Origin of the sequence: Paenibacillus jiangxiensis (assembly GCF_046098255.1) — a bacterium.
Lineage (GTDB): Bacteria > Bacillota > Bacilli > Paenibacillales > Paenibacillaceae > Paenibacillus > Paenibacillus jiagnxiensis.
In genome coordinates, this window is sequence record NZ_JBJURI010000002.1 from 158,423 (window position 1) to 178,674 (window position 20,252).

Below are 20,252 nucleotides of genomic sequence, written 5' to 3' on the forward strand. Positions count from 1 at the left end.
TGAACAGTCCGGTTTTCAATTTTTGATCCCTTAGTTTGAAAAAGCAGTCATGCTATTTATTCTCTTTATTATAAATATCATTTAGTATTTCATACGTCTCACTTAGTACGGTTTCAAAATCTGTAACATGAACAAAGAACTCCATAACATCATTTGTATCTGGTGACGAGTTCAAGTTCTGTATTAGAAATCGTGCATTTCCTTCGAACGCTATCAAGAAAATTTTCCAATCATTAAAAATATCTAAGGAGGGGCAAACGTTATGCCGTGCCCAGGACTCCTCAAGGGCCATACTATCATATTGTTCAGAGTCACCATAAAAAGCTTCATTAAGTCTATAGAAGCATTCCTTGGCATTCAGCAAGAAGAGCTTCTCATTTGATCGATTCCCATTATCTTTAACTATGGGTTCCAGTAAGAACAACACATCTCTTAATGATGTACCAGATTCATAATCACCAACACGTGTTCCACCTATCCAAAAGCAAAACTTCCCAAACATCCATGGGCCGCCGTAATCGTTATTAAGTTCGAACTGAACAGCGAATTTATTGGAATCTCCTACGAGCATGTCGATTCTCCTTTACTTGATTCCTAGTTGTTGCCTAACGCTTTTTGAGAGCTTTTCCTTGGTAATCTCTCCTGCAAAATGAACTCCTCCAGCATTATCGCTAAAATACTGATATATCTTACCATCCTTACTAACACCATACCAAGTCCCCATTCCACCACGAACAGAATTGCTATAGACCTCAACAGAATCAGAAGGCTCTGGGGTTTTTTTAGGATTATAATAGGGGCTCCCTTTGTCATGGGCAGGATTCGCTTTATATGGTGGTTTCGTTCTCTCGGCAACAGATTCAGGATGATAAGGGCTGCCCTTTAAAGCTGGCGATTCATTACTTTTCCCAGCGTCTTCACGCTTAAGCATATGGACTAAATCCCTGGCATTTATCCCGAAATTTTTAGCAGAATCAATTGCCATGTTACTTCCATGTGCTGCACCTGCTGCAGCCAAGGTGCCCATAGCTATCCCAGCGGGAGCCAGAACTACTGTTCCATCTGCTGCAATTGAAAAACCTCCAAGTGCTGCACTTGCAAATGTTTCGCTTATACCTGCTGCCGTTGAAACTCCGTCTCCTATTACTTCACCGATTTTCCGAGCAATCGGATGATCTGTTGAATTATCCGGATTAGAGGCCAGACCTAAAGAAGCATTTTCTAACACCCGAGTTGTAACTCCATCAAGAAATTCCTCGGATATATCATTAACCTTTTTTAATCCATTGAATGTTGAAATACCGGCATTTTGTAGATCTAATATCAACTGACCTGGCGGTATAGGAGTTCCGCTTCCAGGCACGTTTAAGACCATTTTACCGTCCTGTGATGAATCCACCATTGAGAAGTTCTTAGCAATGTTTGTTAGGTCCTGCCTGATCGTAGCCAGTTTTTCAAGAGTGACATTCATTGACCGTCTTTCTTTTTCGTATTTAATATAGAAATTTTCCTCTGTGACTCCAGACCATTCGTATCGAAGATTGTAAAGTCTTTTGTCCAAACTGATGCAGATTTCCTCCAGTTCTGCTCTTTTGCGATGGAAAAATTTTGCTGCATCTTCGAGTAATTCTGGAGAAACTAAAATAGTTCCCATCCAAGATTCACACTCACTTTAAACAAGATGGGAATAATTATTTCAATAGGTCTAAGTTAGGTATATCAATCTGACATACTGATTTCTAAATGATAAACCCTGCTTTAGAACCGTAGTGAGGAGGTGGAAATACGTTAGATCTGTGGAGAAAGACATGGTTCTTTGCTCCTTTTCAATTTCCGATAACTTCGTATTTGCGTATACTAAACCTTCAGGCCTGCCCTCATGTTAAATACTGAGGACAGGCCTTGAATAAAAGCTGAAGATTATGGATTTGATAGACCATTCTAAACATTCATTTTATTTATTCAAAGGGTGCTCTTATAATTCTAATAGAATGAACTACGGGGAGGAAGAAGTCATGGATTCTATCGCAAAAACACCGGAGCCGCCATATTATGCGGTCATCTTTACTTCGCAGATGTCGGGCGGGGACAACAAAGGCTATGAAGCCATGGGGGATAAAATGGTGGAGCTTGCGTCACAGCAGAAAGGCTTTCTTGGCATAGAAAGTGTGCGATCTGTGGATGGCGTCGGGATTACCGTCTCTTACTGGGACTCGCTGGAAAGCATCAAGGCGTGGAAGGAGCACAGCTTGCATAGAGTCGCTCAGGAAAAAGGGAAGTCGCAATGGTACGAGCGTTACGCCCTGCGGGTGAGCAAGGTAGAGCGGGATAGCTTCATGAATTTATGAGACTTGAGCGGCTTAACTCGCTCATGACCCGTATAAACTCCTTTGCTGCAGGTGCAGACTCGGCAAAGGAGTGTGCTATTACGCCAATCTCGCGGGTGACGGCGGGATATAAATCTTTGACCAGAAAATCATGCGAGACCGAGGAGAGGGTGAAATTCGATATGATTCCGATGCCCAGATTTTTCTTCACCAGTTGAACTAACGTCTCGGCTGTCTGCACCGTCAGATTTTCATGCAGAGGAATATGGTGCTCCTGAAGAATCAAGGATAAAGATGTCTCGTGTCCGCCTTTGCAAAAGATAAGCTCGTCCAGATATTGTTCAATATCAATTCGTTCTGCATCTTTTAATTGATGATGCTGAGGAATAATAGCGACCATATGATCCTGCACCAGGCTCATGTTTTCAAAGTCATCGAAGGGAGAGGCAACGATCCCTATATCCACCGTCCTGTCAGCCACCCACTCCTTGATCTGATTGGAGGTTCCTTCTGTCAGTTCGATGCGGACAAGCGGATACTTGGATCGAAACAAAGCGATAACTTCCGGCAGCAGCTTTGTGGATGCCGCAGGAAAAGAGCCCACTTTTATTTTTCCTCTGAGCAGCTTGTTTTCCCGGTCCGCGATTTGTTGGATTTTGCCCTCAATCGCCATCATCTCCCGGGCCAGCAGCAGGATTTCTTTTCCCGCCCCGGTGAGGATCAAACCTCTATGCTTATCCCGCGCAAACAAGAGAATATTCAGGGAGGATTCCAGGTTTTTCAGCGCCTTGCTGACCGCAGGCTGTGAGATGTACAGCTCCTTGGCGGCTTCCGTAATATTCAATTTTTCCGCAATCTTGATGAAAATCCTGAGATTGTTCATATTCATCTGTCTAGCTCTCCTATTACTATTTGGTTATATCATTTATTCCAAATATGTATTTCCGGTTATACACTTCCATGATCTAAGATGAAAAGGCAAAAGTCAATGCCACTTAGAGGAGGAACTGCTGTATGACACCAGATCAAGAAACCAATCTGACGGGAATGGCGTTAGATGGGGGTTCACCTGCCTGGAAGATATGGAGAACAGCCTGGATGGTGACAGCCGTGTTTATTTTATCGAATTCGGCCACTCCGCTGTATGTTCACTGGCAGGGGGAGATGGGCTTTTCCAATGGGACTTTAACGATTATCTTTGCGGCTTATATAGCCGGTCTGCTTATGGCGCTGCTCATTGCCGGCCAGCTTTCCGACAGGTTTGGCCGAAAGCCGGTGCTATATCCGGGGCTTGTCGCGGCTGTTCTTGCGAGTCTTCTGTTTCTTGTCGCAACCTCCGTACCCGTTCTGCTCATCGCCCGCTTTTTATCCGGGATCGCTGTAGGGGGGATTGTGTCGGCAGGCATGGCGTCCGTGGTGGACAGCGGCGGGCCAGACCGGAAGGAGCTGGCTTCACTTGCGGCTTCAGTGGCAATGGTGATGGGGGCCGGGATTGGTCCGCTGCTGGCAGGGGTTCTGGCTGAGGCTCTTGCTCGTCCGGTGGTTCCCATTTACCTGATTCAGCTTGTCATTCTGGCAAGTGCTTTTCTGGCTGCGGCTGCGATTCCTGGCAATCGGGCGGATTTTCATCATGGAAAAAGCTTTCGTCTGAGACTTCCCGCTGTGCCCTCGGCGAACCGGCTGCATCTGGCCTTCGGCATCGCTGTATTTGCACCGGGCATCACTGCAACCTCGTTTGTTTTATCGCTCGGTCCATCGCTGCTCTCACAGCTTCTCTATGTAACAAGCCCGCTTGTGGCAGGGGGAACAGCCTGCATCATGTTCATGAGCGCTACCGGCATCCAGTTCGCACTTAAAAGGCTGCCGATCCGCACAATTTTCCTAATAGGTTCTATGGCAACCATTTTGTCTATGTGCAGTATAGTAATCGCTGTTCATTTCTCAGCTGCCGTACTGCTTGTGCTCGCTGCTGTTCTGGCCGGCATCGGTCAAGGCCTGGGACAGCTGGGAGGGCTGACGCTGATTGGGCTTCATGTTCCTGAGCAGCGCAGGGCGGAGGCTAATGCGGTGCTTAATATGGGAGGTTATATTCCGGCAGCGGTGCTGCCTGTCTGCACAGGCTATCTTATCGATTATACCGGGTTGGAGACGGGGACGATGGTCTTTGCTGTGATTTTGTCGGCAGCAGCAGTCGCGGCGATTCTATTTGTCCGTATCCGGTTCGCTTGGGAGTAGAGAGTGATTTTTAGTAGGGCGTTAAATATCTCTTTCTATTGATCTATTATTTGTGAAGACAATTTTTGAGAAGATAGAAAAGGGGAATGAATTGATATTACCAAATGTGATTATCCAAACAATGTACATTTGCGAAACTTATTTGATTTCGGGAGGAAAAGAAAAATGATATTTCTGTCGATAATGATGGTGCTTCCACCATCGGATTCAAGCAACAATGAAGTCCTCTCTTTATACCAGATAAGAAGTATTATCTAGAATTTTGAATATTCCTTGGTCAGGTCACAATGTAGAAGCATCTGTTCCTATAGAAGTTTATGATGCCTCCAATGCATTACATAGCTACGTAATTAACCTGGAGATTGATGGAGATCCAGCAGGATATGTGGAAATTGCAAATAACTCAAAGAATTTTCCGGTTATTAGCTTCAGTGAAAAAAGTCAAATTATAAATAGTGCTGAAGAAAATTCTTTAAACGCAAAAGTAAGAGCAGTGGCAAAAGGAAAAAAAGAAGAGTCATCAAAGGTGGTTACTTTTGGTCCGGGTAGAGTTGGTTTAAAGGTAGACTACAAAGACGGCTCTGCAAATCTGGCTACCTCAGACGAAGTAGAAGCCATTACATCACTTGATAACCATTCTATTCAGAAAACGAAAGATTCAACTAACAATGAAAGCAAGAAGATGTGGGAAGAAATTGAGCAAATTGCCGAAGATTATTCCACTGGTGACATAGGTAATGATAGTGATGGTGTAACAGATGATATTAAGGAATCAGGTTATGATTCAGTAAATTCTTATTCAATTTATGGTGTAGGAGATTCAAATCAGTATTATTCAAGTTTATGGGATGGACCTTCCGGATGTGCACCAACTTCAGCATACAATGTAATGTATTATTGGCACTACGAAAAAGGATTAACGCGATTGCTCAGAAATGATTCAGGAGACGGTTACGTAGATAAAGATGATGCAATTGCACTTATGCGTGATTTAATGAATACCGATGATGAAGGAAATACGTATATCTCAAAACAAGATAATGCAATGGAGGATTTTGCTGATGAGAAAGGATATAAAGCAGCCTCGGCATTGAGTTCAGATCCTTCTTGGACCAGAGTAAAAAATGATATCCGAATTGGTCCAAGCTTGTTGAGCTTTTTGGGGCAAGATTATTATGGAGATCACACGGTAGTTGGTGTTGGTTTCAAAGAGTATTCTTATGACGGTAGTACTGTAGGGCATCGCTATATGAAAGTTCATGATAACTGGGGCAATACACCAAAGAGTGTATATGTTGCATACAATCGAAATTATGACACTATGTATTCATGTTACTTCGAAATATAGTTTCTTTTCGATAAGTAACCCTTGGCTTTGCTAAGGGTTACTTCAGTCATAATAATATAAGTAACATTAACATCGTTGCTGAGCAAAAAGGCGAAGGAAGGTGTTAAAATGAGAAAATCTTATTTAATTCCCTTAATTTTAGTATTAATTTGCTCCGTTGCTGGTTGTAAGGGGGAAAGCTTTGCAGATAATTCAGACACAGACAAGACAGGAAATAGGCTATTTATACCTGAAGGGTACCAGGCTCAGCTTGATGAAATGGATTTGAAGGAAATTGCAACAAAGCCATATTTTCAAAGCCCCTTTATTGCAATCGCTCAGGATAAAAATGGAAGACAGTACGCTGTTATTTTTAATAAAGGAGGGGAGGTCAGAAAAGAAGAACTTCCCTTAGGCTACGATGAGATTATAAAACAACTAGAATCCCAAGGCCAAAACATTTCATTGTCTAATGCACCATCTCTGGATAACTTACATTTATTTGTAATTAACAACAAATTAGTTTGGAACTTTAATAATTTGTATTGGGATGCAGAGGGAGAAGAAGTTAGCAACCCTTTTCAATAGAAGCCCCCTGGTCCATGAAAATCTGTCAACCTTATTGGTAACCCGCCAGATTCTTCTGATGTTTCTGCCGGCTGCTAGCAGCAATTGTACAAAGAAGGGTGATAGAATAGAGCTAATTTTTATTCCAGGAGGTTAATGATGATTGAAGATTTCTATTGCGAAGAGGTATTAAGCGGACGTACTGCGGTGGAAAAGGTGATCGAGACGGAAAATGTACTCGCTTATCATCACACGCGGCCGTTCTGGCCGGTACATATCGTTGCAATTCCCAAAAAGCATATTTCTTCCCTGATCACTTTGGAGCCTGCCGATAATGATCTGCTTATTGAACTAATGGATGTTATTAAAAAGGTTGCTTCCCAGGTGACTGAAAAACACGGCGCCTGCCGGGTGATCACGAATCTTGGAAAATATCAGGATTCCAAGCATCTGCATTTTCATATTGCGCATGGCGAGCCTTTGCATAAGAACGAATGAAGCAGAAAAGCGAAGCATATCAGGGTGTCCCGGCCTTTTCGCACAGCGGCTATCTGATGCAAATGAACTGAAATTCGGCCGATATGTAACTAATTACTAATTTGCCCCGTTAAGTAACAGAGGAGTAAAAAATCAATCAAGAAGGATGGAAGACGATGAAGAAATGGTTGTGTCTGTTTATATCAGCAGTTATGGCCCTTAGCCTCGAAACGGGTGCTCTTGCAGATGCCGCTCCCGCATCCTCAATGGAGCCGAAGGGTGATGTGGCGAAAATGTACAGGGTCAAGCATGAAATGAAATTTGATCTTCAAGGAAAAGATGCAATGCTTGACGGAAAGGCTATTGCAGCGGATAAACCCATACTAAAAGGGGGCCGTGTATATGTTCCTCTCCGTACTCTTCGGCAGTCTGGTGCAGCAGAAAGCGTTACCTGGAATGCCGCGAAAAGGCAGGTACAAGTTGTTATCCATCCTGAGGTGCAGCCGCCGCTTAGTAAGCTGACCTTCCGGATCGGTTCGGAGGATGCGTACCTAGCGGATGGAAGCGTGGTCGGCGAGAAAATACCGGCACCGTTCCTTGCTGCGGGAAAGGTTTATGTACCGGTAAGGGCGTTATCCTGGCTTGGAATGTCAGTCTCAACCGAGAAGAACACGATGGTCTGGAAGTGGAGCGATAAAGTTATAGAGGTGTTAACGCCGGAATGGGAAACTGATCAAGCCAGCACCACGTTCACCATGCTGTATCAGAAGGATATGTATATTCCGCAATACATGTATTCATTAGGAAGCGGCGCTTGGGGCGGCGAAACAGGCAAGGTCACGGAAAAAGATATATCAATGGATGGGCGGATGTATAACCGAATGCAGTTTACAGTAAAATTGCGCCCCGGGCCCAATGCGGTGATGCTCACTGCAGTATCGGCTGGCAGCAAGATTGTTACTGTGAAGAGGAAGGTAACAAATATGAGCTCGCTACCGATCACCATATTGGAGATGGGGAAGGAGAACATTGCTTTCACCAGCCCTCTTCATGGCTATAACCAGGAAATACCTGGACAAAAGATTGAAGTGTCGGGGGATATCCTGCAGCATGATGACCTGTTCGATAATCTGACCATCAGCGTTGAACGGTATCAACCGTCAAGCAAGGACAGTTTTCAAGTATATGAAGTGATTAAAAGCTTCAAGCTGCCCATTAAGAATCAAAAGTTCACAGGCACGTTCACATTAAGCGAAAAAGGCAGCTATCTGATCAGTGTAATCAGTCCTGCCTATATTTCTTCCCTCGAACATGGACCATCGATGACGCGATGGGCTGAATTCGCGGTAGAAGTAGAGTAGTGACACAAGGTGTAAATAAAGTCCAACTTAACTATTTGAAGTTGGACTTTTTCATTAAACATGTCATCAATTCTTCTCATTTTGCAGGGAAATCGATATAGCTTACGCCTTCGCCGACCTATGTTGCCGTCTTTGCCGCCCCGGGCGGTATCTTGTTCGTAGAGCTTCTGCAGGAGCCCTAACTGAACAAATTTAGATTGGTCATAGCCATACCATACCCACAACCAAAATTAACCAAGCATATAGAAGTTTTGATTTTCCAAACCATCTTCACTAAAAATTCTAGATAATCATCGTTGGATAATGATTAAGCCCCCTTTGGAACTCCTTCTTCTGTTTCGTTGGTTTACTCGATTTCCATCGGTTCAATTGAATTGAACAGGAATGGGGCGCCGTTCAGAAAATCTCTTATAATCGCTTGAGCGTAGGGTTGTTCTTTGATTAAACCGGAGGTTTCTCGCGGATCAGGGGCGTGGGTACAGTAATTCTCGATCATGAACATCACGAAGAAGCATGATAAGCTTTCGCTATAATCAGGTTCCAGTTCCCTTACGCTTTCATAACCTTGGAGAAATATTTTCCTTTTATGAGGAGGGAGTCCAATAATAGCTCCTGCGATATCGTACAGATGATACCCGTAACCACATCGGCCAAAGTCGATAGGGAAGGGCTCATCGTCTTTGAATACGAGATTTCCCATATGTAAGTCTGCGTGAATTAACCCATAGTTATGACCATTACTTTTCATAGCAACCAATTGGTTGCTGATTTTATCTGCTGCTGTTTGATAAGACTTCCACGCCTTTTCTGATAAAAAACGTTCATAGTAGAGCTCCAGCTTGGCCATATCGTTCTTAAAGCTGTCCGCCCCCCAAGCTGGACGCTTAAAGTCATGTTCGGGAACAAAGGATGCCGATGCTTCATGAAGACGCGCCATCATTGCGCCCGCATTCATCACCTGACGATCTGTTAGTTTACTGCCCGGCTGTTCTCCTTCCAGCCAGTGCATCATCGTCACGCATAAACAAAAATCTTGTTCCATAACAATCTCCAGCACATAAGTACCATCACGGGAGGCCAATGGTTTAGGGACGGTGATGCCGTCGCATTTACCGAGCGCATTCAGCCATATGATTTCAGATTGGATTTCTTCTATAGTCATTCCATTAGTATGAACTCGGACGAGGTAACAACCATCCGTTTCCGTATCAATCTTGAACGTGATCGTATCGGATAGTTGAATAAAGCGAATTTGCGTCCATGCCAGATCGTACTCCTGCAGTGCGGTTAACGCGGTTTTTCTGCCCTGCATGAGCAGCTTTCTTATCTCTTCCTCCGTATCTATTCGCATAAAATTATTCATAAGCTTTCCCCCTCTCCAGAAGTCGGCTTTCCCCCAAAATTCAGACTCTTAACGAACCGCGAAAACCCCTTGCAGCATAGTAGGAATCAGCTCCATTGTGGTACACGAAGACTGTGTCGTAGCGACGATCACAAAAGAGGGCCCCGCCGAGTTTTCTAATATTAGCAGGTGTTTTCACCCAGCTTGATGTTTTCGTATCGAAATTTCCAAGTTTCTGCAGCTCCCGGTATTGTTCTTCTGTCAAAAGCTCTATGCCCATGGCAGCAGCCATTTCAATAGCGTTATTTTCTGGTTTATGGGCTTTCCTTGACTCCAGCGCTTCACGGTCATAACAAACACTTCTGCGACCTTTAGGGCTTTCCGCTGAACAATCATAGAAAATGTATTCGCCCGTCTTTTCATCATGACCAACAACATCCGGTTCCCCGCCGGTTCTCTCCATTTCATTAAGCGACCATAATTTCTCAGCATTAGCTTCGAGCTTTGCTTGAACTTTAGCCCATTCCATGTCGTTATGACGGTTCACGTTTTTCTCAAATCTTGCTTTCAATGTTCCGAGCAGTTCTTCACGTTGATCTGGTGACAGATCCTTTTTGATACCGGTTTCATTACTCTTTGTCATGGTAGATTCCACCTCATTTCATATGTTTTGCTCCATTGGCGTTAAAGTTTATATTTCCATTATAACCACGGGAATCCAACTCAACAAACCTTAACACTCGTAATATTAACTTAGAAAAAGGTGTAGAGACCATCTTCAAAATATTCGTAATCTTCATCAGTAATAATCTTTTCACCATAACCATCGAAGAAGTCGCAATAGTCTTTAGTTGATTGAAAAATGTTGGGTTTTGGTCTTATAGCCAAGGATACATCATAACGAGGGTCTCCATAGGCACCACCGCTCCAATCAATAATTCCTGATATTCTGCCTTCGTTCACCAAAACATTATCAATGGTAAAATCGCCATGAATTAGCGTTTGCTCAAAATCAGTAGGTTTCTTATTTTTTAATTTCTCAAGTAATGCCTGATTACCATCAACCTTATAGTGTTCCAAGTTATACTCAGCTTGTTTGAGCATATCATCGAGCCATGCTCCGCCACACTTAAGTTCATTAGGACAAGGCGTCGAGTGGAGTTCCCGTAAACTCCTTCCAAAATCGAAAAGAATCTCGTACCTTGTGGCTGAATCATTTTCATAGGTTAGCATTTTACGTATGGTTTCCCCTTGTAAATATTCCAACCGCAGCCATGACTGAATACCTTCGTTTTCATCTTGTTGCTGAAGAAATTGATAGACCCTAGGAACACGGAGATGTGTTTGAAACAAACACTCTAAAATGGATGATTCTCTTCGCAACCATTCAGAGTATTGTTCTCCCCTGGTTCTTTTTAAGACAGAAACCCCTTTTTCAGAATGAATTATTCCAACATCAGACGAATGCCCCTGCCGTGGGAAGGTGATGTTGTATATAGCACCTAACTCCTTAATGACTTCGTGTGGAATTTGTTGTTGAGAAATCGGTTCCAATTTTCACCTCTCCTTTTACTACCTTTACCTAGGAATAATATGGTAAGTTATAGTTGTTGTTATCAGTTTTAGTATCTGTTGATTTTGATTTAAAAGGGGTGCGGCAGAATAATGGATCTGTATATCTCAAAAGAATTAAATAATGCTGACAAAAACTATGTAAGAAATAAGATACTTGAATTTAATTCAATGCATATTCCTGATGATTTAAAAGGCAGGTATCAAGAAGTAAATCTCTATTTAAAAAATGCTGATGGTCAGATTTTTGGTGGAATCGTTAGCGAAATATGCTGGAACTGGATGGAAGTCCATTTACTTTTTGTTGATGAACAGCTCCGCAAGTTAGGATATGGGAAAAAGCTTTTAGATCAGGCTGAAAAAATCGCTAAAGAAAAAGCATGTGAGTTCATAAAACTTGATACATTGAGCTTTCAAGCATTAGATTTTTATAAAAAGCAAGGTTTCGAAGTTTATGGAGAAATTCAAAATGCAGGCAGGCATACACATTATTATTTGAAAAAGGATATATGAATTGAGTTGTGGTTGGCAGGGCTCAATCCAATATCCTGTAAATGATGTTTATTGATTAGAGCAGCGCTCCATTTTGGCGAAGAAGTTCCGCTACGTTATTGTTACCTTGCTTGATTGCAAGAGACAATGCAGTTTCTCTACCTTCAGCTTTAGCGTTAACATCGGCCCCATGTTCGATCAATAAGCGAATAATTTCCAGGTTGTCGTCATGGAATGCAGCGGTATGCAGACTGGTATGGCCATTGCTATCGAAAATATTTGTCTGGGCATTATGTGTCAAAAGCAACCTGATAACATCCACATTACGCTCCCCAGCTAGTGCTGCATGCAATGCTGTATTCGATGGGATGTAAGATAGCTTGGAATGAGATATCGCATCAACATCTGCACCGTAATTTAGCAATATGTGCACTGCATCTTTGTTGCCAAAATGTGCCGCATACCCCAAAGGTGTAAGCCCATCACCGTTTTCCGTATTTGCAAGGTGCGGGTGAGATTCTAAAATTTCTTTTAGCCGTGAAGCTTCACCCGACTGGGCAGCTTGAAATACATCATCAATAATTCTTGCTAAATCCATTCACTTATCCTCCATTTCGATTGTTTTACACTATGTAAATACGGGTTGTACTTAGAATTATAACTGCGGTTAGAAAACTTGCTTCTTGAAAATCACTTTTTTTGACGGAACAGCGAAGGGGGCGTAGAAAAACGTTTGGAGAATAGACCACTAAACGAACTAAGACTTTGAAATCCGACTTCCAAACAAATATCGGTTATGGACTTATCTGTTTGAAGAAGAAGCCTTTTAGCTTCTTGAAGCCTTCTTTCAGTTAAATATTGATGAGGAGATATGCCAAACAATTGCTTGTAACTTCTAAGAAAATGGTTTGGTGATAAACATGCAGCTCTTGCCACGTCCGCGAGGGTTATGGATTGATCAAAGTATGCAGATATAAACTCATGGCCTATATGTATTCTTTTATACAATTCCTTACGTGTTGAGGCTCTTAGGGATTGAAGTTTCAATATTTCTTTATTAACCTGTCGATGAACTTTTAGGAGTCCATGTGCTAATTCGTATAGCTTTTCTTCCAGCCATGTTGTATCAAGACACTTGTTTGTATATTCAGACTTTATTTGAAATAGAGTCGTGGCTAACCATTGATCATTATAAGTTTTCTCAACAAAATCGACTGACATTTGCTTGGGTAAGATTGGGTCATCTAATAGCTGCTCATTTGATGCCATAATACTATGATAGACCTCTTCAACCATCATCTCAGGGAAAAAGATGCAAAATGACTCCACAGGAACCTCTGATTCAATGGTTATAGAGTACTCCTGACCGTGATTAAGCAAAAGATAGTTCCCTTCATCAACAGCAAAGTGCCCATGACCGGCATGATAGAACGCTCGTCCATTCTTAAATGTTTTAATGGATAGTGCGCCGTTACCCTTCCAAAAATAATTCTCGCTCTTGGCATGGAGAATCGGACTATAGCCTTGAATACTCTTAATATTTGTTGGCATCATATCACCTAAGAACTTCACTTTTATTAATTTTTACTATCTGCTTTTTGCTTTTCGATAAACTCATCTTTAGTTAGCCCGAATAAAATAAAATCCAAGTACTGTCCGTTAATATATACAACCTGTCTGCGTACACCTTCTTGTATACACCCTAATTTCTGCATCATCCTTGCAGAACCTTCGTTTCCCTCTAGAACATAATCATTGAATTTGTTTAGTCTTCGTTCAAGAAAAGCATACTTTAAGAGTATTTGCATAGCACTTGTACCATAACCTTGACCACGATGTTCCTTATCAATTACAATGCCAATACTGAACGTACCGTTTCTCTCGTCAATGCTGTTTAAGTTTATTCCCCCTATACTCTCGCCGTTCAAATTTTCGATAGTAAACATGATCCGTCTATTTGTTAAAGAAAAGTCAGCATTTTCCTCTGCAAATTTTTTTGCTCCGAAATAGTTGGCGGCAGTTCAATGGCACATTCTAAAAGACGACGAGCAGGAGTATCAAAGGCGCCTATGTAACAGCTTTCCCAATCTTCTGGCCGTATCGCACGCAATCTAACCTTCTCATTTTGCCAAAAATACTCACTATAATCGATTTCTCTCATATGAATCCTCCTGTAAACTATAAAGTGTCATGTATCCTATTATATACTGTAAACGCTATCTTCGTTATGATTATTCACTACACAAATTGCTCTAAAATTCAGGAAATATGTTTTCGTTAGGGGGATAGAGAGCAATGGTTGATGTCTTCGAATTACGAAATAAGATGGAATATTTTGATGAAGCAGTTAAAGTGTATTGGAATCAGTGGGGAAGCCAAAGTAACTATAAGTTTTACTATGATTGAGTACTATTGATCGTTCAATTGCTTAAATTGTTTCGTTTTTCACCACTGTCGACGATCAAACCTTATCTGATTCGGCTTCCCTGCGTCTTGTTTCACCGCTTCTATATATTCATACGGCGACAAGTCGTATATGCTGCCATGGATGCGGATGCTTAATGCTCGGGGGACTGTTTGAAATGAGTTTACCCAGAAATATTGACGGACCGAGCCCTAATAAGGCATTACTTTCTATGCATTACCACCTGAGAGTTGCTCTTTTTAAAATGAGTTTTTTCGTAGAGAGGAACTAATGACGGTTCGCAAAATAAACTTACTGTTTCAATGTCAGATAACTCATTCATCAATTTTGATAATAACTTTTGTCCTATCCCACTGCGTCGATAATCTTCATGCACTACAACATCTTCTATGTATGCTCGGAAAATTCCGTCTGAGACAGCCCTTGCAAAACCTACGAGCCGTTCGTCGTCCCATGCACCAACTGCTAATCCAAGATTCAGTACTTTAGCAATATCTTGAACTTGTCGATTAGGCCACCATCCTCCATGTTTATATAACTGGACTATATAACTGGCTTCAATTGGTCTTTCTTGATGAAACTTTATTTCGACCATTACATTTTCACCTCTCGATTCCTCAGATTACGGCAGGTAATTTACAAGTGAAGTCCATTGACTCTTTGGATAATGCATATCCATTCCTGGTATAAAACTGTACGCTCGTACTACTTGGCCAGTCAAGAAGAAACTCCAATTCATTACGAAAATTTCCCCAACATGTTCAATGTTGTCAAGAGAAGCCATAGGAAGTACACGTAACCTTATTCTCAATGTGAGGTGTTAATCAATTGAAGAAGGTTCTCATCATTGGAATTGTAGCTAGCGGTAAAACAACACTTGCCAAGAGGCTATCCGAAATAATAAAAGTTCCTTGGTATGAGTTGGATAGTATTGTTCATCATCGAACTGAGACCGGAAGGTATCAAAGGACTACAGACGAGCAGATTGAGGTTATTAAAGACATTGATAAAATTGGTGAATGGATATTCGAAGGTACAGACCGACCATCATATCGTTGCTTATTTGAAATGGCGGACACCATCATATTTCTGGATACACCTTTGTGGAAGCGCAGAATAAGAATCTTAACCCGGTTTCTCAAACAAAATCTTGGTATTGAAAAGTGTAACTATAAACCTGATATAAAGATGTTAAGAATGATGTATAAGTGGACGCGAGACTTCGAAGAAAACCGCGGGGACTTCGAATCCCGGTTGCAGTTATATAAAGAAAAAGTAATTAGACTTAACGATAACAATCACTTAAACTCTGCAACGTATTTGCATTATTTGTGGTAATATTTTCAAAAAAATGGAGGTTTGATATGAAATCATCAAGGATGTTGGTAATAACCTTATTGTTAACATTGTTCTTAGGTGCTTGTAATGGTGTAACTGAAAACACAAATAGTGAATTGACTCAGCAAATACAATCATTAAGTGAAGAAAATGAAAGGTTAAAAGAACAAATCGGAGATAACCAGAATTCTAAAGGGGGAGACACGGCCCTAAGAGAAACATTAAATCATACCTTTAAAATCATAAATGCAATGGAAAAGGACGATTACGATTTTATAGCTTCTGTTTCCTCCCCCAACATTACTATTAATCAAGAAAACAAAAGTATAACAATAGATAATAGAGAACAGAATTTTCTTAAAGGTATCAATTTTAGTAATTTAGAATATCGTTTTTATGAATTAAAAGATCAGAGGTTGATTCTAGGCATTGCTATAGTTGGAAACGAACAAAATATCGAAATAGTTTTTGAATATATTAAAGGTGATGAAAACCAATGGCTTTATAATGGTCATATCACCTGAGTAACCAGCTATCTACAACAAAGAATGGCCACACTGTAAAGTACGTGGTTATTCTTCGTTATATGCGCTTCTTAATGAGCAGAGCTTGGATTGGCTTGCTTACCCTCATACTATTGTTAGTTGGTCTGATTAGGACTTATCTTTAATTGAATAGACTCTGTTAAAGTTCAGTGTTGATTTGATGGTTACCATTGATTTCATCGAACTAACTGGAAGGATAATCCAACCGTTTCTCGAATATTATCTGAGTCGGTAATTTTATGAACTTTGTGAATATAACGTTATCTGAAAGATAGGAAATAATTATTTTTTGAAGGGATGATTAAATTGAAGCCAGGGATATTAGTTTTTCTAAATGGAACTTCAAGTTCCGGAAAGACCTCCATATCCACTGAACTGATAAATCAGAAAGAGATTCTTTTTTATCATGTATCAATTGATGATTTTTTTAATAATTACAATGATTTTATTAATAATAAATTTCTTCCAGATGAACCTCCAAAAGAAATAGATCATCAAGTTGTCTCACAAATATTTGATTCCATATTCTCAGTGTACCATTCGACAATCAAATTGTTATTAGAATTGGGCTTTAATGTAATAGCAGATACCGTAATCGACAATGACAAGAGGTTTAATGAGTTTCTTGATCAATTTTCCGATCAGCCTACGTTATTTATAGGTGTAACATGCTCGGAAGAAGAACTCATAAAAAGAGAGCAAACAAGAGGAGATAGACAGATTGGACTAGCAGCTTCACAGTTTAGCAAAGTATATTGCTTTGATGAATATGACCTCGAAGTAAATACGGAAGAGATGAATCCAACAGAATGTGCCGAAAAGATATTAAGTTTTATTAAGTCCAATAAGGAATACTCGGTATTTAAGAAATTACGTAAAAGAAATGTTAGTGTTTCCTAGATGGCGTATCCATCAGATAAAGCTGACAAACGTATTCAAGGATTCAGTCCAAATCTTTGTTCAACTTCAGAAGAGTTAGCCTTGGTTACGTTGGAAAATTAAAATTGGAGGGTGATATTGGAATGGCTAAACTGATCTACCCAATTAACGTATCTTTGGACGGTTACATGGAGGACGAGCGCGGCAATATCGAGTGGTCGATCTCCGATGACGAGGTGTTTGCGTTCTGGACTGACTTCCAGCGGCCGATTGGCACCTATATATACGGGCGTCGAATGTACGAGTCGATGGTGTACTGGGAGACGGCGAGCGTCAAAAAAGGCGATCAACCGGAGGAAATAAGGGAATTCGCGCAGATCTGGCGAGCTGCAGAGAAAATCGTGTATTCCCGGACGCTTCAGGAGGTTTCAAGCGCCAGGACCAGGAACGAGCGTGAATTCGATCCTGATGTGATTCGGAGACTGAAAGAGTCTTCAGAAGCCGACATTACGATTGGCGGCCCCGAGCTTGCTGGGCAGGCGATGAGCGCGGGATTGATCGACGAGTGTCATCTGCTTGTTAATCCGATCGTCTTGGGTGGAGGTAAGCGAGCATTGCCGGACAACCTCCGCATGCGGCTCGAGCTGCTCGGTGAGCGCCGCTTCCCAAGCGGCGTTGTTCATCTTCACTACCGCGTGATCGTCTGACCGCGACGCTAGAGCGAAATTCAGGAGATACGCTTTCGAGCTTACTAAAATCAAGTGAAATTACGAAAGCAGAAAGTTATGAGCGTCCTCCTGGAGGCACTTGGTCGAGGGTATTATGAGAATCAGGTCAAAAAAAGAAGCGGGTCTCTGCCCGCAGGATTGGTGTTTGCTCAATGTTAAACTGGTTCTATTTGGGGAGCGTTTATTTCCTTCTGCCGATATACAACAAATGAGATGATATTCCCAGGACGGAAGGGTCCTTAGCAAGTTCAATAAGTAAGTTCATCAGACTCTGCGACTGACCTTTTTCTTCCCAAGACTGCCTTTGTTCGTCACTTATTAATCCACCAATACTGGAAGATCCAATCAAATCAACGGTTTCAAATCCTTGGTTTTCCATAAAGGGCCTGATATCATTGATGTTGAAGTAATAAGCTCCTGTAAATCGTCCCTTATCTGCGTGGTTAAAAATCCCAGTATCGCGGAACTCTTTTATTGAATCCATAGTGTCATTGGGCTTCCAGTGTTGTGGATATTGCAAGGAAGTTATTGTCATTCTCGTCCTGCTTTGAAAAGCGGCAAAAATGATGCCATCCTTCTTTGTAACGCGAAACAACTCTTTTACAGCATTTATCCGTTCTTCTTCCCTTTGTAAGTGGTAAAGAGGTCCTAACATCAAAGTAGCATCAAACACCTCATTGGGTAATCCGTCCAAATTTATAGCATTTAACACATGAAAACCGTTGAAGTGTTCCGTTAAGCCCAGTTCGCTTGCCTTCTCCTTGGCAATTTCAACTAGTCTAGGTGTTAAATCAGAAAGAGTTACATTAAATCCTAGCTTGGCTAACTCCATTGAATATTTCCCGGGTCCTGCACCATTGTCAAATACATTACCATGGGGAGGTAAATATTTTTTAATGTAATGCCAGTTAATGATAAACTCTAGCGGTTCCCTATCCAACCTACCCCACTCGTCAAAAAAGGAATAATAATCAATAACGTTTTCCACCTGATAACACCTGCCTTAAATACTTCATAACGTATTACGCCGTAGGTCATAAAAAAACTGCACGATTGGATGTTTTAACTTCATCTTCTCGGACATGTTTAAAATCCGCTTTTTTCCAACTCTTCGGTCCACCAATGCTAGAATATTCAATAAGATATCATTGCTCTCTATGCTTTCCTCTACAGAGGTAGATAAAAACTTATTAGCCACAACTATAAAATTTGATTTACTTAGTGAAGTCTGTGCTGACAAAAGCTCTTTGGCAAGTCCTGAACTTTTTCTGCTTCTGGCAATGACTATTAAACGATCCTCCGGCACTGTCCCTTTGGTATCTTTTTTGATCGCTTCAATGTCGTCATGGGTGATAGAAATTTGGATATCTGGATCATTCTTAATTTCCAGCTCCGTTTGATACCATCTGATGGAGCTGGTTTTATCACTCATATTGAGTATGTTCTTTTTATCTACCGCAATATAACAAATACCTGATTTATCAGGTAAATAACGGTAACCTGGTGCGCGGTATTCCACCCTTCCATTTAACGCAGGACTGAGAAAGCTCTCCAGTTGTTGCTTCAATTTGCTCCAGGACATATAACCCCCTAAGTTCCTCCAACTTTTCACGTCTTTTTTTATTTTAACCAGGCAACTTAATTTCCAGGTTCCTCCGCGCCCTCATGCTCCTTGTTGCCAAATTCATCGAGCAGCGCACGTACTTCACTTGTAGACTTTGTGTTCATTAAGCTATTTCTTAATTCACTTGCCCCTCGAAACCCACGGACATATATTTTAAAGAAGCGGGAGAGAGGTCTGAACGAACGGGGTTCCAGTGCTGAATATTGATCATGGAGATCCAGATGCAGCCGCAGCAAATCAAGCAATTCCATGCTGCTGTGCTCCTTCGGCTCCTTCTCAAAAGCAAATGGATTATGAAAAATACCACGCCCAATCATGATACCATCCACACCGTATTGCTCAGCGAGCTGCAAGCCGGTCTGACGGTCAGGGATATCCCCGTTAATGGTCAGAAGTGTATCTGGCGCCACCTCATCACGAAGCTTCTTGATTTCGGGAATCAGCTCCCAATGAGCATCTACTTTGCTCATTTCCTCTCTTGTCCGCAGATGGATGGACAGATTCACAATGTCTTGCTTCAAAATATGGGTTAACCAGCCGCGCCATTCGTCTACGGCACTAAAACCGAGCCTTGTTTTTACGCTGACGGGCAGTCCCCCGGCTTTTGCGGCCTGGATGATATCCGCTGCAATTTCAGGACGGCATATCAGGCCGCTTCCTTTCCCATTCTCTGCTACATTCGCTACAGGACAACCCATATTTATATCGATGCCTTTAAACCCTTCTTTCGCCATACCGATGCTCATTTGACGAAAGTATTCCGGCTTATCTCCCCAGATATGAGCTACAATAGGCTGTTCATCCTCTGTAAAAGTTAAACGCCCACGAACACTATGGTTCCCCTCCGGGTGACAATAACTTTCTGTATTCGCAAACTCCGTAAAAAATACATCCGGTCTGGCTGCTTCACTTACGACATGGCGAAAAACAACATCCGTCACATCTTCCATGGGCGCCAGTATAAAAAAGGGTCGTGGTAAATCACGCCAAAAATGATCTATCATATCAAAAAC

The 20,252-nt window shown here is 41.6% G+C and carries 25 protein-coding genes; 11 read left to right on the forward strand and 14 right to left on the reverse strand.

Going from position 1 to position 20,252, the window contains the following annotated elements:
* Positions 1-52 precede the first annotated feature (52 nt).
* Complete coding sequence (locus ACI1P2_RS02530) at positions 53-571, reverse strand: Imm42 family immunity protein (protein WP_355316537.1); 519 nt, start codon at positions 569-571, stop codon at positions 53-55.
* 12 nt (positions 572-583) lie between these two features.
* Positions 584-1,654, reverse strand: coding sequence for a WXG100 family type VII secretion target (locus ACI1P2_RS02535; protein ID WP_355316538.1), 1,071 nt, complete (start codon positions 1,652-1,654; stop codon positions 584-586).
* 361 nt (positions 1,655-2,015) lie between these two features.
* On the opposite strand from ACI1P2_RS02535, the gene ACI1P2_RS02540 reads away from it, so the two are divergent.
* A complete protein-coding gene (locus tag ACI1P2_RS02540; RefSeq protein ID WP_355316540.1) occupies positions 2,016-2,348 on the forward strand; it encodes an antibiotic biosynthesis monooxygenase family protein in 333 nt (110 codons plus the stop codon).
* Here ACI1P2_RS02540 and ACI1P2_RS02545 read toward each other — a convergent pair.
* Positions 2,335-3,216, reverse strand: a complete 882-nt coding sequence (locus ACI1P2_RS02545; RefSeq protein WP_355316542.1) for a LysR family transcriptional regulator — start codon at positions 3,214-3,216, stop codon at positions 2,335-2,337. The two genes, ACI1P2_RS02540 and ACI1P2_RS02545, sit on opposite strands and share 14 nt — an antisense overlap.
* A 125-nt stretch (positions 3,217-3,341) precedes the next feature.
* Here ACI1P2_RS02545 and ACI1P2_RS02550 point away from each other — a divergent pair, with 125 nt between their 5' ends.
* The 5 genes from ACI1P2_RS02550 (at position 3,342) to ACI1P2_RS02570 (ending at position 8,294) form a co-directional block, all read left to right on the forward strand.
* Positions 3,342-4,562 carry an MFS transporter gene (locus tag ACI1P2_RS02550; RefSeq protein ID WP_355316544.1) on the forward strand — a complete coding sequence of 407 codons (1,221 nt, stop codon included), beginning with the start codon at positions 3,342-3,344 and terminating at the stop codon, positions 4,560-4,562.
* 262 nt (positions 4,563-4,824) lie between these two features.
* Positions 4,825-5,910, forward strand: coding sequence for a C39 family peptidase (locus tag ACI1P2_RS02555; protein ID WP_355316546.1), 1,086 nt, complete (start codon positions 4,825-4,827; stop codon positions 5,908-5,910).
* Between the two features lie 108 nt (positions 5,911-6,018).
* Positions 6,019-6,477: a hypothetical protein gene (locus tag ACI1P2_RS02560; RefSeq protein WP_355316548.1), complete on the forward strand. Its 459-nt coding sequence runs from the start codon at positions 6,019-6,021 to the stop codon at positions 6,475-6,477.
* A 135-nt stretch (positions 6,478-6,612) separates the two neighbouring features.
* Complete coding sequence (locus ACI1P2_RS02565; RefSeq protein WP_355316551.1) at positions 6,613-6,954, forward strand: HIT domain-containing protein; 342 nt, start codon at positions 6,613-6,615, stop codon at positions 6,952-6,954.
* Positions 6,955-7,109: 155 nt separating this feature from the next.
* Complete coding sequence (locus ACI1P2_RS02570) at positions 7,110-8,294, forward strand: stalk domain-containing protein (protein ID WP_355316552.1); 1,185 nt, start codon at positions 7,110-7,112, stop codon at positions 8,292-8,294.
* 346 nt (positions 8,295-8,640) lie between these two features.
* On the opposite strand, the gene ACI1P2_RS02575 is transcribed toward ACI1P2_RS02570, so the two are convergent.
* From ACI1P2_RS02575 to ACI1P2_RS02585, 3 genes are all read right to left on the reverse strand, one after another.
* Positions 8,641-9,657, reverse strand: a complete 1,017-nt coding sequence (locus tag ACI1P2_RS02575; RefSeq protein ID WP_355316554.1) for a phosphotransferase enzyme family protein — start codon at positions 9,655-9,657, stop codon at positions 8,641-8,643.
* 40 nt (positions 9,658-9,697) lie between these two features.
* Positions 9,698-10,279 carry a DUF4256 domain-containing protein gene (locus ACI1P2_RS02580; RefSeq protein WP_355316556.1) on the reverse strand — a complete coding sequence of 194 codons (582 nt, stop codon included), beginning with the start codon at positions 10,277-10,279 and terminating at the stop codon, positions 9,698-9,700.
* A 110-nt stretch (positions 10,280-10,389) separates the two neighbouring features.
* On the reverse strand, positions 10,390-11,190 hold the full coding sequence (locus ACI1P2_RS02585; RefSeq protein WP_355316558.1) for a phosphotransferase family protein: 801 nt from the start codon (positions 11,188-11,190) through the stop codon (positions 10,390-10,392).
* 111 nt (positions 11,191-11,301) lie between these two features.
* On the opposite strand from ACI1P2_RS02585, the gene ACI1P2_RS02590 reads away from it, so the two are divergent.
* Entirely contained in the window at positions 11,302-11,721 is a 420-nt protein-coding gene (locus ACI1P2_RS02590) for a GNAT family N-acetyltransferase (RefSeq protein WP_355316560.1), read from the forward strand.
* Positions 11,722-11,776: 55 nt separating this feature from the next.
* On the opposite strand, the gene ACI1P2_RS02595 is transcribed toward ACI1P2_RS02590, so the two are convergent.
* The 5 genes from ACI1P2_RS02595 to ACI1P2_RS02615 form a co-directional block, all read right to left on the reverse strand.
* Positions 11,777-12,298, reverse strand: a complete 522-nt coding sequence (locus ACI1P2_RS02595) for an ankyrin repeat domain-containing protein (RefSeq protein WP_355316562.1) — start codon at positions 12,296-12,298, stop codon at positions 11,777-11,779.
* A gap of 92 nt (positions 12,299-12,390) precedes the next feature.
* Entirely contained in the window at positions 12,391-13,254 is an 864-nt protein-coding gene (locus tag ACI1P2_RS02600; RefSeq protein WP_408976115.1) for a helix-turn-helix transcriptional regulator, read from the reverse strand.
* 23 nt (positions 13,255-13,277) lie between these two features.
* On the reverse strand, positions 13,278-13,646 hold the full coding sequence (locus ACI1P2_RS02605) for a GNAT family N-acetyltransferase (RefSeq protein ID WP_355316566.1): 369 nt from the start codon (positions 13,644-13,646) through the stop codon (positions 13,278-13,280).
* A gap of 14 nt (positions 13,647-13,660) precedes the next feature.
* Positions 13,661-13,861: a hypothetical protein gene (locus ACI1P2_RS02610; protein WP_355316569.1), complete on the reverse strand. Its 201-nt coding sequence runs from the start codon at positions 13,859-13,861 to the stop codon at positions 13,661-13,663.
* A 466-nt stretch (positions 13,862-14,327) separates the two neighbouring features.
* A complete protein-coding gene (locus ACI1P2_RS02615; RefSeq protein ID WP_355316571.1) occupies positions 14,328-14,720 on the reverse strand; it encodes a GNAT family N-acetyltransferase in 393 nt (130 codons plus the stop codon).
* A 233-nt stretch (positions 14,721-14,953) separates the two neighbouring features.
* On the opposite strand from ACI1P2_RS02615, the gene ACI1P2_RS02620 reads away from it, so the two are divergent.
* From ACI1P2_RS02620 to ACI1P2_RS02635, 4 genes are all read left to right on the forward strand, one after another.
* Entirely contained in the window at positions 14,954-15,463 is a 510-nt protein-coding gene (locus ACI1P2_RS02620) for a P-loop NTPase family protein (RefSeq protein WP_355316573.1), read from the forward strand.
* A 26-nt stretch (positions 15,464-15,489) separates the two neighbouring features.
* A complete protein-coding gene (locus ACI1P2_RS02625; RefSeq protein WP_355316575.1) occupies positions 15,490-15,987 on the forward strand; it encodes a hypothetical protein in 498 nt (165 codons plus the stop codon).
* Positions 15,988-16,314: 327 nt separating this feature from the next.
* On the forward strand, positions 16,315-16,908 hold the full coding sequence (locus tag ACI1P2_RS02630) for a chloramphenicol phosphotransferase CPT family protein (RefSeq protein ID WP_355316902.1): 594 nt from the start codon (positions 16,315-16,317) through the stop codon (positions 16,906-16,908).
* 122 nt (positions 16,909-17,030) lie between these two features.
* Complete coding sequence (locus ACI1P2_RS02635) at positions 17,031-17,594, forward strand: dihydrofolate reductase family protein (protein WP_355316576.1); 564 nt, start codon at positions 17,031-17,033, stop codon at positions 17,592-17,594.
* 202 nt (positions 17,595-17,796) lie between these two features.
* Here ACI1P2_RS02635 and ACI1P2_RS02640 read toward each other — a convergent pair whose 3' ends face one another.
* Genes ACI1P2_RS02640 through ACI1P2_RS02650 form a run of 3 tightly spaced genes read right to left on the reverse strand, consistent with a single transcriptional unit; the run spans position 17,797 to position 20,243 of the window.
* A complete protein-coding gene (locus ACI1P2_RS02640; protein WP_355316578.1) occupies positions 17,797-18,603 on the reverse strand; it encodes a class I SAM-dependent methyltransferase in 807 nt (268 codons plus the stop codon).
* A 24-nt stretch (positions 18,604-18,627) separates the two neighbouring features.
* Positions 18,628-19,197, reverse strand: a complete 570-nt coding sequence (locus ACI1P2_RS02645; RefSeq protein ID WP_355316580.1) for an SF0329 family protein — start codon at positions 19,195-19,197, stop codon at positions 18,628-18,630.
* Between the two features lie 56 nt (positions 19,198-19,253).
* The gene (locus ACI1P2_RS02650) at positions 19,254-20,243 is read right to left on the reverse strand and encodes a tRNA dihydrouridine synthase (RefSeq protein WP_355316582.1); all 990 of its coding nucleotides are present in this window, start codon (positions 20,241-20,243) and stop codon (positions 19,254-19,256) included.
* Positions 20,244-20,252 lie beyond the last annotated feature (9 nt).

Coding starts and splice junctions, on each gene's coding strand:
- ACI1P2_RS02535 (WP_355316538.1), bottom strand. CDS start 1,654: ATGGGAACTATTTTAGTTTCTCCAGAATTACTCGAAGATGCAGCAAAA.
- ACI1P2_RS02635 (WP_355316576.1), top strand. CDS start 17,031: ATGGCTAAACTGATCTACCCAATTAACGTATCTTTGGACGGTTACATG.
- ACI1P2_RS02605 (WP_355316566.1), bottom strand. CDS start 13,646: ATGTTTACTATCGAAAATTTGAACGGCGAGAGTATAGGGGGAATAAAC.
- ACI1P2_RS02545 (WP_355316542.1), bottom strand. CDS start 3,216: ATGAATATGAACAATCTCAGGATTTTCATCAAGATTGCGGAAAAATTG.
- ACI1P2_RS02550 (WP_355316544.1), top strand. CDS start 3,342: ATGACACCAGATCAAGAAACCAATCTGACGGGAATGGCGTTAGATGGG.
- ACI1P2_RS02580 (WP_355316556.1), bottom strand. CDS start 10,279: ATGACAAAGAGTAATGAAACCGGTATCAAAAAGGATCTGTCACCAGAT.
- ACI1P2_RS02650 (WP_355316582.1), bottom strand. CDS start 20,243: ATGATAGATCATTTTTGGCGTGATTTACCACGACCCTTTTTTATACTG.
- ACI1P2_RS02590 (WP_355316560.1), top strand. CDS start 11,302: ATGGATCTGTATATCTCAAAAGAATTAAATAATGCTGACAAAAACTAT.
- ACI1P2_RS02645 (WP_355316580.1), bottom strand. CDS start 19,197: ATGTCCTGGAGCAAATTGAAGCAACAACTGGAGAGCTTTCTCAGTCCT.
- ACI1P2_RS02575 (WP_355316554.1), bottom strand. CDS start 9,657: ATGAATAATTTTATGCGAATAGATACGGAGGAAGAGATAAGAAAGCTG.
- ACI1P2_RS02610 (WP_355316569.1), bottom strand. CDS start 13,861: ATGAGAGAAATCGATTATAGTGAGTATTTTTGGCAAAATGAGAAGGTT.
- ACI1P2_RS02540 (WP_355316540.1), top strand. CDS start 2,016: ATGGATTCTATCGCAAAAACACCGGAGCCGCCATATTATGCGGTCATC.
- ACI1P2_RS02615 (WP_355316571.1), bottom strand. CDS start 14,720: ATGGTCGAAATAAAGTTTCATCAAGAAAGACCAATTGAAGCCAGTTAT.
- ACI1P2_RS02625 (WP_355316575.1), top strand. CDS start 15,490: ATGAAATCATCAAGGATGTTGGTAATAACCTTATTGTTAACATTGTTC.
- ACI1P2_RS02565 (WP_355316551.1), top strand. CDS start 6,613: ATGATGATTGAAGATTTCTATTGCGAAGAGGTATTAAGCGGACGTACT.
- ACI1P2_RS02600 (WP_408976115.1), bottom strand. CDS start 13,254: ATGATGCCAACAAATATTAAGAGTATTCAAGGCTATAGTCCGATTCTC.
- ACI1P2_RS02570 (WP_355316552.1), top strand. CDS start 7,110: ATGAAGAAATGGTTGTGTCTGTTTATATCAGCAGTTATGGCCCTTAGC.
- ACI1P2_RS02595 (WP_355316562.1), bottom strand. CDS start 12,298: ATGGATTTAGCAAGAATTATTGATGATGTATTTCAAGCTGCCCAGTCG.
- ACI1P2_RS02560 (WP_355316548.1), top strand. CDS start 6,019: ATGAGAAAATCTTATTTAATTCCCTTAATTTTAGTATTAATTTGCTCC.
- ACI1P2_RS02530 (WP_355316537.1), bottom strand. CDS start 571: ATGCTCGTAGGAGATTCCAATAAATTCGCTGTTCAGTTCGAACTTAAT.